The organism is Streptomyces sp. RGM 3693 (assembly GCF_050471125.1).
Taxonomy (GTDB): Bacteria; Actinomycetota; Actinomycetes; order Streptomycetales; family Streptomycetaceae; genus Streptomyces.
In genome coordinates, this window is the sequence record NZ_JBMPPQ010000003.1 from 1,338,608 (window position 1) to 1,351,271 (window position 12,664).

10 protein-coding genes and 2 pseudogenes are annotated in these 12,664 nt (G+C 71.7%); 7 read left to right on the top strand and 5 right to left on the bottom strand.

The features are described from left to right. Window positions 1-96 precede the first annotated feature (96 nt). Window positions 97-768, bottom strand: a pseudogene (locus tag ACO0M4_RS34290) (MFS transporter); the annotation flags it as partial. A 430-nt stretch (window positions 769-1,198) separates the two neighbouring features. Between ACO0M4_RS34290 and ACO0M4_RS34295 the strand changes: the two are divergent. Genes ACO0M4_RS34295 through ACO0M4_RS34315 form a run of 5 tightly spaced genes read left to right on the top strand, consistent with a single transcriptional unit; the run spans window position 1,199 to window position 5,058 of the window. After that, window positions 1,199-1,384: a hypothetical protein gene (locus tag ACO0M4_RS34295; RefSeq protein ID WP_430374983.1), complete on the top strand. Its 186-nt coding sequence runs from the start codon at window positions 1,199-1,201 to the stop codon at window positions 1,382-1,384. Between the two features lie 11 nt (window positions 1,385-1,395). Next, entirely contained in the window at window positions 1,396-2,097 is a 702-nt protein-coding gene (locus ACO0M4_RS34300; protein WP_430374984.1) for a hypothetical protein, read from the top strand. Continuing rightward, a complete protein-coding gene (locus ACO0M4_RS34305; RefSeq protein ID WP_430374986.1) occupies window positions 2,094-3,080 on the top strand; it encodes a DUF6895 family protein in 987 nt (328 codons plus the stop codon). Before ACO0M4_RS34300 ends, ACO0M4_RS34305 begins: the two co-directional genes overlap by 4 nt. Next, window positions 3,077-4,021 (top strand): DUF6895 family protein, encoded by a 945-nt coding sequence (locus ACO0M4_RS34310; protein ID WP_430374987.1) that lies wholly within the window; start codon window positions 3,077-3,079, stop codon window positions 4,019-4,021. The genes ACO0M4_RS34305 and ACO0M4_RS34310 overlap by 4 nt, the downstream gene beginning before the upstream one ends. Next, the gene (locus ACO0M4_RS34315) at window positions 4,021-5,058 is read left to right on the top strand and encodes a serine hydrolase domain-containing protein (RefSeq protein WP_430374988.1); all 1,038 of its coding nucleotides are present in this window, start codon (window positions 4,021-4,023) and stop codon (window positions 5,056-5,058) included. Before ACO0M4_RS34310 ends, ACO0M4_RS34315 begins: the two co-directional genes overlap by 1 nt. A 22-nt stretch (window positions 5,059-5,080) precedes the next feature. On the opposite strand, the gene ACO0M4_RS34320 is transcribed toward ACO0M4_RS34315, so the two are convergent. Together ACO0M4_RS34320 and ACO0M4_RS34325 are read right to left on the bottom strand one after the other, a co-directional pair. Then, window positions 5,081-7,129: an ATP-binding protein gene (locus tag ACO0M4_RS34320; protein WP_430374989.1), complete on the bottom strand. Its 2,049-nt coding sequence runs from the start codon at window positions 7,127-7,129 to the stop codon at window positions 5,081-5,083. Window positions 7,130-7,186: 57 nt separating this feature from the next. Further along, window positions 7,187-9,043, bottom strand: a complete 1,857-nt coding sequence (locus ACO0M4_RS34325; RefSeq protein ID WP_430374991.1) for an alkyl/aryl-sulfatase — start codon at window positions 9,041-9,043, stop codon at window positions 7,187-7,189. A 262-nt stretch (window positions 9,044-9,305) separates the two neighbouring features. Here ACO0M4_RS34325 and ACO0M4_RS34330 point away from each other — a divergent pair, with 262 nt between their 5' ends. Together ACO0M4_RS34330 and ACO0M4_RS34335 are read left to right on the top strand one after the other, a co-directional pair. Beyond that, window positions 9,306-10,292 (top strand): L,D-transpeptidase, encoded by a 987-nt coding sequence (locus ACO0M4_RS34330; protein ID WP_430374992.1) that lies wholly within the window; start codon window positions 9,306-9,308, stop codon window positions 10,290-10,292. A gap of 169 nt (window positions 10,293-10,461) precedes the next feature. Then, the gene (locus ACO0M4_RS34335; RefSeq protein WP_430374993.1) at window positions 10,462-11,403 is read left to right on the top strand and encodes an aminoglycoside phosphotransferase family protein; all 942 of its coding nucleotides are present in this window, start codon (window positions 10,462-10,464) and stop codon (window positions 11,401-11,403) included. A gap of 463 nt (window positions 11,404-11,866) precedes the next feature. On the opposite strand, the gene ACO0M4_RS34340 is transcribed toward ACO0M4_RS34335, so the two are convergent. After that, complete coding sequence (locus tag ACO0M4_RS34340; RefSeq protein ID WP_430374994.1) at window positions 11,867-12,040, bottom strand: hypothetical protein; 174 nt, start codon at window positions 12,038-12,040, stop codon at window positions 11,867-11,869. Between the two features lie 180 nt (window positions 12,041-12,220). After that, window positions 12,221-12,639: pseudogene (locus ACO0M4_RS34345) on the bottom strand (transposase); the annotation flags it as partial. Window positions 12,640-12,664: the final 25 nt, after the last annotated feature.

Sequence of the window (12,664 nt, forward strand, 5' to 3'; positions counted from 1 at the left end):
CGGGGTGGGGGGCCGTTCCGGGACCGCGGCGGGGGCCGGCTGCGGGCTCCGGGTGCGGCGCTCCGGTCGGGCCAGGTCGTCGTGGACGTAGCGGCCGCCGCGCAGCAGGGAGGCGACGGCGGCGATGAGGCCGGCGGCGAAGGTGAGGTTGCCCCACCAGTCGGGTGGGGCCGGGGTGCGGATGCCGGTGTCCCGCAGCTTCAGGTAGGCCCAGACCGTGCCGAACAGCCCGAACGGCACGGACACTAGGAAGACCAGCCGCCAGTTCAGCGGGCTGAGCAGTCCGCCCAGCACCAGCCCCGCGAAGGATCCGGCGATCCCCGCCACCTGGTTCAGGCCCAGGGCGAGCCCGCGCTGGTCGGGTGGGAAGGCGTCGGTGAGGATCGCGCTGGCGTTGGCCATCAGCATCGCGCCTCCAACGCCCTGGCACAGCCGCATCGCGATCAGCCAGAGGGCGCCCGCGGTGCCGTGCTGCCAGGTGGCCGACAGCAGGAGGGAGAAGAAGGTGAAGACCGCGAAGCCCAGGTTGTACATCCGGGTCCGGCCGTACATGTCGCCGAGCCGACCGAAGCTGACCACCAGGACGGCGGTGACCACCAGGTAGCTCATGATCAGCCAGAGCAGCAGCCCGGTGTTGCCGGGGTTGAGGGGGTCCACTCCGATACCGCGGAAGATGTCCGGCAGGGCGATCAGCATGATCGACATGTTGATGGAGGCGATCAGCACGCCCAGCGTGGTGTTCGACAGCGCGACCCACTTGTTTCCCACGGCGCATCACTCCCACCGGGAGGTGCTTGCTTGGCCACAACCAAGTTTTCCACCATCCGATCTAGGGCGGCCCTGGTCGGTCGGCCAGGGTCCGGGAGGGGCGGTGGGCGGGAGGGGCGGGGGTGGCCGCTCCGACCGGCCGACACCTGCGGCTCTGCCGGCAAAAGTCACCGAACAGAGCAGTCCGGTTCGCGGCCGGCGCGACTTCGGCACCTCGCGCACGTGCTCGGCGAACGCCCGCGGGGCGCGGCGGATGACATTTTCAACTCCCTTGCATTGAAGTTGAGTTAGTGCGGACCGTGCGGCCGCTTCACTCAACGGGGCGCAATCGGCGCTCCCTCGACGGACCCGCATCATTGGAATAGTCCGGTTTGCGGCGATTTGTAGCGAATGCCAGCCTGGAGACCCATTCGTCGAAGGAGTTGATCGCATGGTTACGGATCGCACAGCACCGATCGAGACCACTGCTCTGTCCGCCGAGGTCGAGGGGCTGCTCAGCCCCTCAGAGCCCGACGGTGTCTACCGCGATACCCGTCGGTGCGGGGGCGGGCTGCTGCTGCTCGGCCTGCTGCTGATCTCGCCCCCCACCCCTCGCCCGAAGACCGGCGTTCGCTGAGGGGATTCGCGTTGGCTGAACAGACGCAGGGAGCAGTCCCGCTCAGCGCTGTGATCGCCGATGCCGCAACCGGGGTCGCCCTCGCCCTTCAGGGTGGGGGCGACCCCTATGCGCTCTCCCGGATCCTGCGTCAGGGCGACCCGCTCGCCCCGGCCGCGGTCCGGGTTCTGGGCGCCGACGCGCTCGCGCCGTACGCCTTGGAGCACCGGGCGGTGCCGATGGGTGCGGACGACGAAGCGGTGGTGCGGCAGACACTGGCGACCTATCCCCCGGGCGCGGACGCTTCCGAAGTATCGGCATGGAGCTATCGCGGCCTGGTCGAGGCCACGCACGCCTACCTCCCCTCGGGCGCGCAGCCCTGGCCGCGCCCTCCCGAGACCGGTGCCGAGTGGACCGGCACCGACCCCTGGCCCCGACTCGCCCACCGGGTCTCCCAACTCGCGGCACTGGCCCTCCCCGGGCTCGCGGCCGACCTGGAGGAACAACTGACTGCACGCACCGACGACTTGGCCCGCGGCTTCGTCCGGGCGGTACGCCGCCGGGACTGGCTACAGGCCGCCGGAACGGGCCGCTGGCTGGCCCGGCTCCCCAACGTGCCCCCCACCTTGGGGCTGGACGCGGGCCTCGCCTTCGTCCGGCAGATGGGTGGCGGTGACCCACGGGTGGCCCTGCACGTGGTGGCCGCCCAGCGGTTCTTCGGGCGGGGCTGGTGACCGCCGGCCGGGGCGACCCGGAGCTGCTGGACCGGATGGTCGGGGCCAGCCTGGGCTGGCTGGCACAGCGGCGGGACTTCTTCTGCCTGCCACCGGACGCGACCACCGACGCCGATCCCAACCTCACCCTCAAACCCCTCGGCGAACTGGCCGAACTGACCCACCTCATCGCCTCCTCGCACCCGCGCGCGGACCTCCGGGCCGCGGCGGAGGGACTGTTCGCCTTCGCCTGGCAGGAGACCCGCGAGGGCGAACTGTTCGCCGAGCTGATCCGCGGCGAGCCGTACGCCACCTACCCGGTGGAGATCTACGGCGCGTTCGCCCAGGCCGGGCTGCGCCATCCGGCCGTCGAGGAGCTGGTACTGACCACGACCGGGCTGCGCGGTTGGCGGGTGGCCCGCGAGGACCACACCCGCACGCTCGGGGTGCTCAACGCCGAGCGGCGGATCGGCTTGCCCCAACACTCCGATTTCGAGGCCGAGTTCGCGCTCACCGGGCTTGGGTTGCTGCCGGAGCCCTGGGCGCTGGACCGCAGGGCGGCGTACGGCCTGACCCACGACGTCTTCCACCTCACCGACTGGGGCCGCAACCGCCGGCGACTGGCCCCCGAGGCCGCCGGCTACCTGCGGCTCTGGCTGCCCTCCTGGTTGGCGAACTGGCAGGAGGAGCAACTGTGGGACCTGGTGGGCGAGTTGCTGGCGGTCGCGGCCTGCCTGCCGGCCACCCCGTACGACGCGGCGGCCTGGCAGCGACTGGCCGCCGCACAGGCCGCCGACGGCAGCGTGCCCGAGACCGGTGCCGCACCGATACCGACCGACCCGGCCGAGACGTTCTGGGCCTGCTACCACTCCACCCTGGTGACCGCGTTCGCCGGCACCCTCGCCCGTATCGCCTCGGACGAGGCCGAAGCCGGCCCGATGCGGGTCGGGGACACGGCGGCGGTGGCCGGGCGGACCCCCATCGAAAGCGAGGCTGCGCTGTGACCGTGACGGCTGCGTCCCTGGCCTCCCCGGCCTCCCCGGCTCTGCTGCACCGGGTCGGTGACCGGGCCCTGAGCTGGCTCGACGCGCACCGCGACTTCTTCCGACTGACGCCCGAGGACCTTTCCACGGGCAGCGCGACGATCGAACGGCTCAAGCCCATCGGCGAACTGGCCATCAACATGCAGGTGCTGTTCCGGGAGGGCGTGGCCGGATCCCGGCAGCGCACCCGGGCCGGTGCGCTGCTGGACTTCGCCTGGCGGGAACTGCTCGACGGCGGCAACGTACTGGCCACGCTCCAACACCACGAGCCGCACTCCCCGGTGCCGCTGGAGGTCTACGCGCCATTGCACGAACTGGGCCACCGCCACCCGGGCCTGGAGGCGGCACTGAAGGTGTCCCGACGGACCACGACCTGGACCGCACTGGAGATGGTGCCCAACCGGCGGCTCGGGGTGCTCAACGCCGAACGCAAGGTCGGACTGACGCCCAGCGCCGACTTCGACCAGGCACTGGCGCGCACCTGGTTGGGCCGACTGCCCGAACCCTGGACGGTGCAGCTGCACATCGCGTACGACATCACCCACACCGTCTTCCACCTCACCAACTGGGGCGAGGCGCCGGACCGGATCCCGCCGGACGTCGCCGACTACCTCACCCGGTACCTGCCGGCCTGGCTGGACGACTGGGCCGACCTCGAACACTGGGACCTGCTCGGGGAACTCCTGGTCGTGGACGCCTGCCTGCCGCGCCCCACCCTCGACGCCCGGCTGTGGGAACGGTACGCCGCGGCCCAGGCGGAATCCGGCGCGATGCCCATCCAGTACGGGATGCCGGAGGGCGATCCGGACGTGGTCTTCGACCAGGTCCACCACCCCACCCTGGTCGCCGCGTTCGCCTCGGCGATGGCCACCTCCCGCGCGCTGACCACCTCCGCCGGCTGATGCGGGCCGCATCCGGCGGGCCCGGGCTCGCAGACCGGCTGGCGGACGCGGTGACCCGGATCGACGCCCCGGACGTCGTCCTGGCCGTCACCCGGCAGGGCCGGCGCACGGTGGTCAGCGGCGGCACCGCACTGGCGCCGCCCACCCCGCGCCCGGCCCTGCGCTACGAACTCGGTTCGCTGTCCAAGACGTTCAGCGTGTTGCTGTTGGCGGACCTCGCGGTGAACGGGGTGCTCTCCCTGGACGATCCGGTCACCGCCCGGCTGCCGCGGCTACCGCTGAGCCATCCGTGGTCCGGCCGGATCACCCTGCGCCACCTGGCCACCCACACCTCCGGACTGCCGCGGATCCCCACCGACCTGCTGCTCGGCGCGCTGGTCCGCCCGTACGAGAACGGCTACTCCGGCTACGACACCGAGCGGCTGCTGCGCACCTTCGCCCGGACCCGACCCCGGCACCGGCCCGGCACCCGCTGGCACTACTCCAACTTCGGGCTGGCGCTGCTCGGCCCGGCAATGGGCCACACGACCGGGACCGACTACCCCGACCTGCTCACCGCCCGGGTGCTGAAGCCGCTCGGCCTCACCGGCACCACCCTGGCGCCCGGCACGACCGGCACCGACGCCGTCGGCCACCGCACCAACGGCACCACCCCGGTCCGCAGCACCGACATGGGGGCATTCGCCGCCGCCGGCGCGGTCCGGTCCACCCCCGACGACCTCCTCACCTACGTGGAGGCGCACCTCTTCCCGGAGAGCAGCCCGCTGGCCGGGGCGCTGCGCGAGGTGCGGATCCCACTGCTGCGGCGCGGCTGGCGGCACCGCAACACCCACACCCTGACGTGGTACCAGCACCCGGCGGCGCGCGGACCACTGCTCTTCCACGTGGGCGCGACCTTCGGCCAGCAGGCGTTCGTCGGCTACCACCCGGCGTCCGGGACCGGGCTGGTCGGGCTGGCCACCCGCCGCGGCCGCACCTGCCGGATGGTGACCACCGCCTACGAGCTGCTGTACGCGCTGGCCGGCGACGACGGCTGAGGCCGGACAGCCGACGCGGTGGTCACAGCTCCCCGTCGAGGATCCGGGCGAGCAGCACGTCCGGGTTCTGCTCGGCGGCCCGGTCGAAGACCGCGGCGTACGCGTCGTCACCGATCGCCGCGCGGGCCCGCCGCTCGCACTGCTCGCGCATCGCGCGGAGTTCGGGAGTGCCGCGCTGCGGGTGGCCGACCGTGCGCCAGATGGCCTGGCCGCTGCCGTAGACCTGGGCGGCGACCGCGCCGTCGCCCTGGGCGGCGGCCGCGGCGGCCAGCACGTCCAGGCCGAGCGCGATCCCGAAGTTGTCGCCGATGCGCCGCTTGGCGGCGAGCATGGCGCGGGCGTGGCCCGCGGACTCCTCGGGCCGGCCCTGGAAGAGCGAGACCAGGGCGAGCTGGTAGTCGGTGTAGGAGCGGGACCAGTACTCGCCGCGCTCGACGCAGCCGTGGCGCAGCGCGGTGGCCACGTCGCGCGCCTCGTGGAACCTGCCGAGGGCGGTGAGCGCGAAGAGCCGGACGAGGTGGCAGCGGAGCCGGCCGGCGGAGTCGAAGGGGTCGTCCGGCGCCGGGCCGAGCACCTGCCCGGCGACGGTGTGGGCGGTCAGCGGGCGGCCGGCCATCAGGTGGGTGAGGCCGATGAGGTAGCCGGCGGCGAGCGTCGCATCCCGGTCACCGGCCTCCCGGGCGGCGCGGGCACACTCCCGGCCCAGGGTCTCGGCGGTGTGCAGTTCGCCCTGGAGGAGGACGGCGACGCCGAGCGCCCACAGGGCCCCGCTGCGGGCGGCGCCCTGGGCGTCCTGGGTGCCCTGCGCGTCCTGGGCGGCCAGGGCGCGCTCCAGGTAGTCGCGGGCCTCGTGCAGATGGCCGCAGCAGGTCCAGAAGAAGCCGATGGCCGCGGAGAGCTCCTGGGCGCGGGCCGGGGCGCTGCCCAGGAGGTGGTCCAGCGCGGTGCACAGGTCGACGTACGACTCGGCGACCCGCCCGTACCAGGTGACCTGGTCGGGGCCGAGCCAGCCGAGTTCGGCGCGGCGGCCGAAGCCGACGAAGTGGTCGGCGTGCCGGTCGGCGACGACGGCCGCCTCGCCGAGTTCGGCCAGCCACATCCGGCCGTACTCGCGCAGGGTGTCCAGCATCCGGAAACGGTTACCCTCGCGGCTGACCACGGATTTGGCGGCCAGGCCGGCCAGGGTGGTGCGCACCCCGTCGGGGGTGAGCGGGCCGTCGGCGCAGACCGCGGCGGCGGAGCCGACGTCGAAGGTGCCGCGGAAGACCGAGAGTCGGGCCCACAGCAGCCGCTCCAGCGGTGCACACAGCTCGTGGCTCCAGCCGATGGCGGTGCGCAGGGTGCGGTGGCGCGGGGTCCAGGGCATGCCGGTGCCGTCGAGGGTGTCGAGGCGGGAGCCGAGTCGTTCGGCGACCTGGGCGAGCGGGCGGTGCGCCAGTTGGGCGCCGGCCAGCTCCAGGGCCAGCGGGATGCCTTCGAGGCGCCGGCAGATGAGGGCCGCGGCCTCGGCGTTGACCGGGTCGGTGAGCCGGAGCTCGGGAGCCGCGGTGCCGGCCCGCTCGGTGAACAGCGTCAGCGCGTCGTTGTCGCCGGTGCAGGGCAGCGGGCCGATCTCGGTGAGCGCCTCGCCGACGATGTCCAGCGGCTGGCGGCTGGTGACCAGGACGGTGACGCCGGGGGCGGCCGTCAGCAGGTCGCCGACCAGGTCCCGGCAGGCGTCGACGAGGTGCTCGCAGGAGTCCAGCACCAGCAGCAGGTCCTTGTCGGCGAGCCATTCGCAGAGGGCGGCCACCGGTGTCCGGGCCGAGTGGTCGGCCAGCCCGACCGCGTCGCAGACGGTGGCGACCAGCAGCTGGTCGCCTTGTAAGGGCCACAGCGGGGCCCAGCGGACCCCGTCGGGGAACCGCGCGGCGGCGGCTCTGGCGGCCCGCACCGCGATCCGGGTCTTGCCCACACCGCCGGGGCCGGTCAACGTGATCAACCGATGCTGCGTCAACTCACTGGCCAACCGCCGAAGTTCGACTCGTCGGCCGACGAAGCTCGTCGATTCCTGGGGAATGTTGCTCGCCACCGGCCCAGTTTGCCCCACGCCACTGACCGCCCGCGTCCGCCGTGGGAGCGGACCGGATCAGGGCGTGACGATGGGAAAGTTGGGGTCCGGGGCGCTGAGCAGGCCGAGCAGTTCGTGAAGGGCCGCACCGGGCTCACCCTCCTGAGTGACGGCGGTCGGGACGCGGCCGGCCAGCAGCTCGCGGAGCTGGGGTTTGGTGAGGCTGAGGGTCAGGTCCGGCCGGCTGTCGGGGGCGGGGACGCCGGGGGTGCTGAGGTGGGTGAGCGCACCGTTGGAGAGCGTCAGGTGCCAGGTGCGGTCCTCGTCGGCGAGGTAGAGGTCGAGGGTGAGGTGTTTGTGCCAGGCCCGGGGCCCGTCGACGCGGATGGCGAGCGAGTCCAGGAGCTGGTCGACGCTGCGGGCCCGGACCAGGTCGGGGGCGGGGGCGTCCGGGCCGGTGGTGTCGGGCCGGGCGGCGGCCGGAGTGCCGCGCAGTTCCATGGCGGCGGTGAGGTAGTAGTTGCGCCAGGTGCCGTTCTCGCAGCCGTGACCCAGCCGCTCGTAGACGGTGGCGAGTTCCCGACGGGCGCGCAGGTCGTGCGGGGCGGCGAAGACGGCGTGGTTGAGCAGGGTGGCGGCGAACCGCAGATCGCCGTCGGCGGCGTACCGCTTGCCGGCGTCCACGGTGGCCGCGACGCCGCCCAGGGTCTCCACGTAGCGCCTGGCCTGCTCGGTCGGTGGGTGCTCCCACAGGTGGGCCGGATTGCCGTCGAACCATCCGAGGTAACGCTGGTAGATCGCCTTGACGTTGTGGCTGAGCGAACCGTAGTAGCCGTGGTGCGCCCAGAGCCGTTCCAGGCCCGGGGGCAGCCGCAGCTCCTCGGCGATCTCGGGGCCGGTGCGGCCCTCGTTGAGCAGCCGCAGGGTCTGGTCGTGCAGGTACGCGTAGAGGTCGCGCTGGCCCGCGAGCAGGCGGCGGATGCGGGCGTTTCCCCAGGTGGGCCAGTGGTGGGAGGCGAAGGCGACCTCGGTGTCGGCGCCGAAGAGGACCAGCGCCTCGTTGAGGTAGTGGGCCCAGCGCCGGGTGTCGCGGACCACGGCACCGCGCAGGGTGAGGACGCTGTGCATGGTGTGGACGGCGTTCTCTGCGGTGCACAGCGCCCGGTGGGACGGGGCGGTGAAGTTCATCGCGGCGGGGGCGTCGGCGCCCGGGGTGAGCTGGAAGACCAGGCGGACCCCGTCGACGATCTCCTCCTGGCCGGTGCGGGTGACGTCCACCGTCGGCGGGACGAAGCTGCGGGTGCCGGCGGAGGGGAGGGTGCCCAGGCCGCAGCCGATCTGTCCGTCCGGTCCGACGGGCAGCTGCGTCCCGTACATGTACACCGCGCGCCGGGCCATCGCCGGGCCGGTGTAGAGCTGCTCGCCGACCGCGCTGTCCCGGAAGCCGGCGGGGGCCAGCACCGGTACGGGGTGGTGGCCGGCCGGCAGGACGCCGCGGGCGCCGCCGAAGTGGTCGGCGTGCGCATGGGTGTAGAGCAGGCCGGTGACCGGCCGGTCGCCGCGGTGCTTGCGGTAGAGCTCCAGCGCGGCGGCGGCGGTCTCGGTGGAGAGCAGCGGATCGACGACCAGGACACCGTGGTCGCCCTCGATGAGGGTCATGTTGGACAGGTCCAGGCCGCGGGCCTGGTAGATGCCGTCGGTCACCTCGTACAGGCCCTGCCGGCTCACCAGCCGCCCCTGGCGCCAGAGGCCCTGGTCGGCGGAGTCGGGGCAGTTTCCGGCCAGGAAGGCGTGGCGCTCGGCGTCCCAGACCACCCGGCCGTCCGCAGCGGTGATCCGGGGCGGGTCGAGCGAGGCGATGAAGCCCCGGTCGGCGTCGGCGAAATCCTCGTGGTCGTCGACGGGCCGGGCGTCATCCACGGGCACAGTGGTCACGGCGCGCCACCTCTCGGGGACAGCGGGCCATCACGGGCGCATGGCCCACACGTTCGATTTAACCGAAGAAGTTCGGCCGCCGCACGTGTGGAGCGGGCGCAGTCCGTTCTGTGCCAGGGAACGCCGAGTGCGCGCCATCGACGCTTGAGTGACATGGATCACTAAAGATCTACGTGCCGCACGCAACTGCGACCCGTGCCGTCACTGTCTGACAAGGCGTCGGGCCCCCTCAGGGCCGGGGAGCGAGAGAGCGGGGCAGGCCGTGGGGCGGCGCAGGGACGGCATAGGGATCGCACTCGTCACGGTCGCGATGCTGGTGGGCACGAGTGCCTGCGGCGGGGGCGGCAGTGACAAGGCGAGCGGGGACGACGCGAAGGCTTCGGGAAAGGCGAGTGCGAGCGCCTCGCCGTCACCGACGAAACCCGCGGGCCCGCCGATGCTGCTGGACACGCTCACCCCGCAAACGGGAACCACGGTCGGCGTGGCCATGCCGATCTCGGTGGTTTTCACCAACCCGGTGGCGGCGAAGGCGCGAGCCACGGTCGAGAAGCACATGAAGGTGAGCGCCTCGCAGCCGGTGGCGGGCGCCTGGCACTGGATGAGCGACACGCGCGCCGACTGGCGGCCGAAGACCTACTGGCCCTCCGGTACGAAGGTGAAGATCGACGCTGACATGAAGGACGTCAGCAACGGCAACGGACGCTACGGCGTGAACGACTACACGCACACCTTCACGATCGGCGACGACGTGCGCGCGGACATCTCGGTGACCGGCCACACCATGAAGGTGACCCGGAACGGCAAGGCGGTACGCACCCTGTCGATCAATGCGGGCAGCGCCCAGTATCCGACGTGGAACGGCACGATGGCCGTCATCGACAAGCAGGAGAAGGTCCACATGACCTCCTGCAGCGTTGGCATCAGCTGCGACAAGGGCAGCCCCAACTACTACGACCTGACGCTGCCCTGGGACATCCACCTGACTCAGTCCGGCACGTACGTGCACTACTCGACCGGCGACCCCACTCCGGGCAGCGGCAGCGCCCGCGGCTCGCACGGCTGCGTCCATCTGTCCATGTCGGACGCCAAGTGGTTCTACGGCCAGGTCAAGCAGGGCGACCCGGTCACCATCACCGGCTCCCCCCGCGCCAAGGCCCCGGCTGACAACGGCTACGCCGACTTCAACCTGGAATGGGGCCAGTGGCTCGCGGGCAGCGCGTCCGGGGAGCAGACGACCGCACAGCTGTGAGGCGCTGCGGCGGCGACACCGGTCAGCGGCACCCGTGTCCGTTCTCCATGAGGTTGGTGGACCGGAAGAACTCGCCGCCCACGCAGCCACAGCCCTGCCCACAGCCTCCGCGGCACAGGACACCGGACGTCACCAACGGCGGGCCGCTGGCTGGCTATCGTGGCTCCGCATGACCCACGCCGAGATCGAGATCACCGCGGAACTGGTCCGGGATCTGTTGCGCGACCAGCACCCCGACCTAGCCGATCGCCCTGTGCGGCTGGGCGCGCGGGGCTGGGACAACCAGCTGTGGCGGCTCGGCGACGACCTCGCCGTCCGGCTGCCCTGGGCGACGATGTCCGCGGACGCGCTGCTGCGCAAAGAGCACGCCTGGCTTCCCGGCCTCGCCCCGCACCTTCCTCTGCCGGTCCCCGTTCCGCAGCGCCTCGGCGAGCCCTCCGAGCGGTTTCCGCGGCCTTGGATCGTCACCACCTGGGTGCCGGGAACGCCCGCCGACCGCGTCCCCGCCACGCGCGCCGCGGAGGCGGCCGACACCCTGGCCGCCTTTCTGACCGCGCTTCACCGACCTGCCCCCGAAGGGGCGCCGACCGGCCGCGACCGCGGAGGGCCGCTGACCGGCCAGGCCGAGGCGTTCGCCCAGGCTTTGGCCTCGGCCACCGAGTCAGGGCTGATCCCTGACCCGGACGCCGTCCGCGCCGTCTGGGAAGACGCCGTTGCCGCGCCCGACTGGACGGGGCCGGCACTGTGGCTTCACGGGGATCTGCATCCGGCCAACGTCCTCACCGCGGACGGCACCTTCTGCGGCGTGATCGACTTCGGCGATCTCTTTGCGGGCGACCCGGCCTGCGATCTCGCTGCCGCTTGGATACTGCTGCCGGACGGCGCCGTCGACCGCTTCTACGACGCCTATCAACCGGCCCCGGACCCAGCGACCCGACGCCGCGCCCGCGGCTGGGCGGTGTTGAAAGCCCTTGCCTGCATCTTCATCGGAGAGGCAGGCATCCACGGCCGTCCGGGTGGCAAGCGCACCTGGGGCCCACCTGGCCACGCCGCGCTGCGACGCCTCACCACGACGATCCACCGCTCCGATTCCCCGACGCCGAAGAGGTGACCCGAGCCGCTCGAACCGCGATGGCACTGCTCTTGTAAAGCGAAGGTCGTCGGTTCGAATCCGACAGGGGGCTCTGTTGGGGTCCAGGTCAGATAGCCTCTGACCTGGATCTTTGCTCTTGCTGTGATCATTCGGCGGCAGCGGAGCGGCGCTTCATGGAAGCCATGATCGCTACCGGTGGACAGGCGTGCAGCAAGCGTGCAGAGCGATGCACAAGCGGGTGATTGCCGTTGGGTGATGAGTGGACGATCCACGGGGCGCGTCCACGGTTCACCAAAGGCAAGTGGTCGAGGGCCTCTTGGGGGGTTCCCATAAAACGGGCGTGAGGTCCCGTACCGGCACAGCAGCGCCGGTACGGGACCTCACGCGCGTATCCGCGGAGGACGGGATGCAACGCGTCGACGTGACCAACGCCGTACCGCGATGTTGGCCACGGTGTACTGGCTGACCTGGTGCACCGGCTCTAGGCATGAGTGAGCAGATTCCGCAGGAGATCCGGGATGACGTTGTGCAGTCGGTACGTGACTTCACCGATGCCGAAGTCGCTCTCGCGGAGGCCGAGCGGCGGCTCGTCCTCACGCGGCAGGGCGTGCTGGATCAGGTCGCGCGCCTGCGTGGCGAGGCGGAGGCTGTTCATGCCCCGGTTCTGATCGCGGTGCTGCGGCACTTGTACTGGCAACAGCCCGGCATCCATGGCCGTCCTCTGGCCAAGGCTGCGGCCTCACCCTCAACGAGATGCTCACAGCGATCGGCCCGGCACCTTCTGGGATCTTCTGCACGGACTGCGTGTCAAGCCCCGGGTTTGGTGGAGGCTGAGTTAGCTGGTTTTCTGGAGTGACGCAGGGGGTTCGGCCGTGAGGTAGTGGGCGGCCTCGTGCTCGGCGGGAGTGACGTGGCTGAGCTCGCCGTGGAGGCGTCGCTGGTTGAACCAGTCGATGTACTCGGCGACGGCGACCTCGACGTCGTTAATGCCGGTCCACGGGCCCTTGTTGCGGATCAGTTCGGCCTTGAAGAGACTGTTGAACGCCTCGGCCAGGGCGTTGTCGTAGGAGTCGCCTTTGGAGCCGACCGAGGCCACGGCGGCCTCCTGTTCAAGGCGTTCGGTGTAGCGGAGAGCTCGGTATTGGACTCCGCGGTCCGAGTGATGCGGGAGAAGACGTCGATGACGAAGGCGGCGTAGACCCAGCCGGAGAAGGTTTTGATGTAAGTGATGTCGGCCACCCACAGCTGGTTCGGTTCAATATCGCGTTCGCCCGCCACA